This window comes from Pseudomonas sp. SDT291_1_S447 (assembly GCF_054070155.1).
Window position 1 is genome coordinate 1 of sequence record NZ_JBSVXS010000446.1, and the last position, 219, is coordinate 219.

General features: G+C 62.6%; 1 pseudogene. It reads right to left on the reverse strand.

Annotated elements, in window-relative coordinates:
• A pseudogene (locus ACW9IR_RS30305) lies at window positions 1-218 on the reverse strand (hypothetical protein); the annotation flags it as partial.
• Window position 219: the final 1 nt, after the last annotated feature.

Genomic DNA, 219 nt, shown 5'->3' on the forward strand with positions numbered 1-219 from the left:
GCGGCTTCGGTCTTGAAGATGGCGGCGTTGTTCTTGTCCATCGCCGCTTCGCTTTCGGTGGAACCGGCCTGGTAGCTGAGCATGGCGCCGAGGGTGGCCATGAGGGCGGTCATCACGGCGATGCGGCTGGCGAAATTGTCGCCACGGCCGTGGGCGTGTTCGGTGGTGTGTTCGATGTGTTTTTCGTGAGGGCTGGGGACTTCGAAGGCTTCGGACATG